At 56.9% G+C, this 3,888-nt stretch carries 4 protein-coding genes and 1 pseudogene; 3 read left to right on the top strand and 2 right to left on the bottom strand.

Annotated features, from left to right (window positions below; all coding sequences use genetic code 11):
- Positions 1 to 147, bottom strand: a pseudogene (locus ACXJ5O_RS20990) (sugar ABC transporter substrate-binding protein); the annotation flags it as partial.
- A gap of 385 nt (positions 148 to 532) precedes the next feature.
- Here ACXJ5O_RS20990 and ACXJ5O_RS20995 point away from each other — a divergent pair.
- The 3 genes from ACXJ5O_RS20995 to ACXJ5O_RS21005 are packed head-to-tail and all read left to right on the top strand — an operon-like array spanning position 533 to position 3,237.
- Positions 533 to 1,276 (top strand): ATP-binding cassette domain-containing protein, encoded by a 744-nt coding sequence (locus ACXJ5O_RS20995; RefSeq protein ID WP_114430538.1) that lies wholly within the window; start codon positions 533 to 535, stop codon positions 1,274 to 1,276.
- A gap of 41 nt (positions 1,277 to 1,317) precedes the next feature.
- A complete protein-coding gene (locus ACXJ5O_RS21000) occupies positions 1,318 to 2,316 on the top strand; it encodes an ABC transporter permease (protein WP_457301583.1) in 999 nt (332 codons plus the stop codon).
- Positions 2,317 to 2,337: 21 nt separating this feature from the next.
- Entirely contained in the window at positions 2,338 to 3,237 is a 900-nt protein-coding gene (locus ACXJ5O_RS21005) for an NAD-dependent epimerase/dehydratase family protein (RefSeq protein WP_457301584.1), read from the top strand.
- Position 3,238: 1 nt separating this feature from the next.
- On the opposite strand, the gene ACXJ5O_RS21010 is transcribed toward ACXJ5O_RS21005, so the two are convergent.
- The gene (locus ACXJ5O_RS21010) at positions 3,239 to 3,739 is read right to left on the bottom strand and encodes a DedA family protein (protein ID WP_457301585.1); all 501 of its coding nucleotides are present in this window, start codon (positions 3,737 to 3,739) and stop codon (positions 3,239 to 3,241) included.
- Positions 3,740 to 3,888: the final 149 nt, after the last annotated feature.

Here is a 3,888-nt window from a genome sequence, read left to right on the forward strand (position 1 = left end):
GTTCCACTTCTGGCAACCTTGATTGATTGCCTCGAAAAACGGATTGTCGAGACCTTTAACGACGATGACGACCTGTTTTTTTGCCAGAGCAGGTCCCGCACCAAGTGCAAGAGCGGCCGCGGCGACTAACAATAGTGACTTTCTCATTTATTCCTCCCTTGGAAACAAACGGACATGAAATGCCCGCCATTCAGTCTTCTACCGTTGATAGGTGCGCAAGGGCCGGTGTTGAAACCTGCAGATTTTGGGTCCCCTCCGAACTTTATCCGCTGCGCCACGGACAAATACATTCCTCCGATCGCCAGCTAATATTGGCAAAGTTCACCCGTCAATGGGTATTTGTCATATAAAACGACTTTTCATCGTTATGGTGACCGGATTCGGCGGAAAGCCGATTGACGCCCCCCGCGGCGTTTGCGTAAATGCCCTTCACGGCTCTTCCTGGGAGGGAAGGGCGGGATCGCAAAAAAGCCTCGTGTCTCAATGAGAATACGAGTAGCGCGAGCAAACATGCACGGGAGGCATACGGCTGGTGGCAGTTCTAGAACTCACCAACATTTCAAAACATTTCGGCGCCATCCAGGCTGTCAATGATGTTTCATTTTCCATCGAGGCGGGCGAAGTCGTTGGCCTCATGGGCGATAATGGCGCGGGTAAATCGACGCTCGTCAAAATGATCGCAGGCAATTTCAGTCCCAGCCACGGCACCATGCGCATGGATGGCGCCGAGCTTGTCCTCAACAAGCCGGTTGAGGCGCGCCGTCACGGCATCGAGATCGTTCATCAGGATCTGGCCCTCTGCGATAACCTCACCGCAGCGGCAAATGTGTTCCTTGGTCGCGAGATTCGCCGCGGCGTCGGGCCTTTCCGCATTCTCGACTACGCGTCGATGTATAAGCGTGCCGGCCAGATTTTCGCCGAGCTGAAATCCGAGACCCGCCCTCGAGACCTCGTCAAGCAGATGTCCGGCGGGCAGCGGCAGGCGGTGGCGATTGCGAGGACCAGGCTCTCCGAGGCCAAGATCGTGCTCATGGACGAACCGACGGCGGCGATTTCCGTGCGTCAGGTTGCCGAGGTGCTGAACTTGATTCGCCACCTGCGCGATCAGGGCATTGCCGTCGTGCTCATTAGCCACCGCATGCCGGATGTTTTCGATGTTGCCGACCGGGTCATTGTGATGCGCCGGGGGCGCAAGGTTGCAGACAAGCGGATTGCGGCGAGTTCGCCTGAAGAAGTCACCGGCCTCATCACCGGTGCCATCGAACAGGTTGCGTAGCCGGCGTGTCGGCAAAGCTAAGAGATAGGTAGAAGTCGACTATGGCAATTACACTTGACCAGACCATTGCGCACAAGCAGCAGAGCTGGCTTGCGGAAAAACTGAGCAGCCAGACTTTCTGGGTTTTGGTCGCCGTCATCCTTGCGTGCATCTTCTTGTCGTTCGCAACGGATTCCTTCGCGACGTCCAAAAACCTCTACAACATCACCCGCAACGTCACCTTCGTCGCGATCATCGCGCTCGGCATGACCCTCGTGATCATCACAGGCGGCATTGATCTGTCGGTTGGTTCGGTGCTTTGCCTTTGCAGCATGATACTCGGCGTCGTCATGCATGCCGGTTACAGTATCGAAATCGGTATAGCAGCGTCCATCGCCACAGCCCTGGTCATCGGCGCGTGTCATGGTCTGCTTATTGCTTACATAGGAATGCCGCCATTCGTTGTGACGCTCGCGACGCTGTCGATTGCACGCAGTCTGGCCATGGTCGCTTCCGGCAATACGGTAGTTTTCCAGTTCGGGCCGGACCACGACAAACTCCTGGCGCTTGGTGGCGGTGCATGGTTCTTCGGTATCGCCAACCCCGTGGTTTACATGGTCGTGCTGGCCTTGCTTACTGGCTTTATCTTGCGTTGGACGAGATTCGGACGGTACATCTATGCCATTGGCGGCAATGAGCACGCGGCGACCCTTACCGGCGTGCCGGTTCGCCAGATCAAGGTGGCGGTCTATATGATCTCGTCGCTTTCGGCTGGTATTGCCGGTATCATCCAGACCGGCTGGCTCGGTGCGATCACTACCAATATCGGTACCGGCCTCGAGCTGCAGGTCATTGCGGCAGCCGTCATCGGCGGCGCGGCTCTCGCGGGCGGCGTCGGTACGGCCCTCGGCGCAATCGTTGGGGCGGCGTTGATCGAGGTGATCCGTAACAGTCTTGGTTTGCTTGGCATCAATGCCTTCTGGCAAGGCTGTTTCATTGGCGGCGCCATCCTGTTCGCGGTGCTGTTCGACCGGATGCGCAAATTCCGCCAGAGTGAATGAGTTCCTAAGGAGAATGCAAAAATGAAGAAGCGGATCGTATTCACAGGCGGTACCGGTAAAGCCGGCCGTCACGTGGTTCCTTATCTCGTCGACAAGGGTTACGAGGTCCTGAACGTCGATCTCGCCCCGCTCGACTACCCCGGCGTCAACACCATCAATGCCGATATCGCCGACAGCGGCCAGATGTTCGACGTACTCTCCAGCCACTTTGGTTTCGAGGGCTACGAGACCGGCAAAGGTCCCGCCCCGATCGATGCAGTCGTGCATTTTGCAGCGGTGCCGCGCGTGTTGATCAAGCCGGACAACGAGACGTTCCGCATCAATACGATCGGGACCTATAATGTCATCGAGGCCGCGGTCAAGCTCGGGATAAAGAAGATCATCGTTGCGTCGAGCGAGACCACCTATGGCGTGTGCTTTGCCGAAGGCGATAAGGATTTCCATCATTTCCCGCTTGAGGAAGACTACTACGATACCGACCCGATGGACAGCTACGGCCTGTCCAAGGTGCTGAATGAGAAGACAGCGCGCGCCTTTGCCATGCGTTATGGCGCCGATATCTACGCTTTGCGCATCGGCAATGTCATCGAACCGCACGAGTACGACCGGTTTCCCGCATTCCTCGCCGACCCGATGTCGCGCAAGCGCAATGCCTGGAGCTACATCGATGCACGTGACCTCGGACAGATCGTCGATCTTGCAATCCGCAAGGATGGCCTTGGCTTCCAGGTATTCAATGCCGTCAATGACACGATCACCGCGGAGCTTCCGACGCGGGAATTCCTCGAGAAATATTGTCCCGGCGTACCGATCCGGCGCGAGCTCGGTGAATTTGAAGCGCCTCTTTCCAATCGCAAGACGCGCGAGGTGCTTGGTTTCCGCGAGGAGCACGACTGGCGCAAATATGTGCCGCAGAAGTGATCTAGCGCCAGTACTCGTGGAATAATCCGCCGAAATAGTAGGGACCAAAGCTCCAGACGGCCGCCCATAAAGCGGCCCCAAGGAGGTTGGCAAGGAAGAAACTGTGCCACGGCATCCCGACCGAGCCGGCAACCAATCCATTCAATTGCCGCAGCACAACGACAAAGCGTGCGCCGACAACGATGACCGGTCCGCGGTGCCGGAAAAGGTCTTCCAGCTTTTCCAGACGTTCGGGGGTGAGTTTGACGAGCCAGCCATATCGCTTCAGCAGGGGCCGTCCGCCAAAGTGGCCGATAGCATAGCCGGTGCCGTCGCCAAGCACGGCGGCAACCCAGACGGTGAAAAACAGGTCCGTTACGGAGAGATCGCCACGCACCGCGAGAAGCGACGATGCGACAAGCGCACTTTCGCCAGGAAGTGGCGCGCCGAAGGATTCCAGATATATGATGACGAAGATCGCATAGAGCCCATATTGCTGGATGTACGGTTCCAGGAATGTAATGCCGGTGTGCAGGAATTCCACGGCTTTGCTTTCTGTTGACGCGTTGCGGGACGCCACACCTATTGGCACGAAATTATTATGATTCTCAACGTATGCAGGATATCTGGTCGTGCGGAACGTTCAAGTCATGGCATTTTTCGATGCCGCCT

This window comes from Phyllobacterium sp. P5_D12 (assembly GCF_054049495.1).

What these genes read in the sequence shown, in the direction of transcription:
- ACXJ5O_RS21005 (WP_457301584.1), top strand. Translation starts at nt 2,338, where the DNA reads ATGAAGAAGCGGATCGTATTCACAGGCGGTACCGGTAAAGCCGGCCGT.
- ACXJ5O_RS21000 (WP_457301583.1), top strand. Translation starts at nt 1,318, where the DNA reads ATGGCAATTACACTTGACCAGACCATTGCGCACAAGCAGCAGAGCTGG.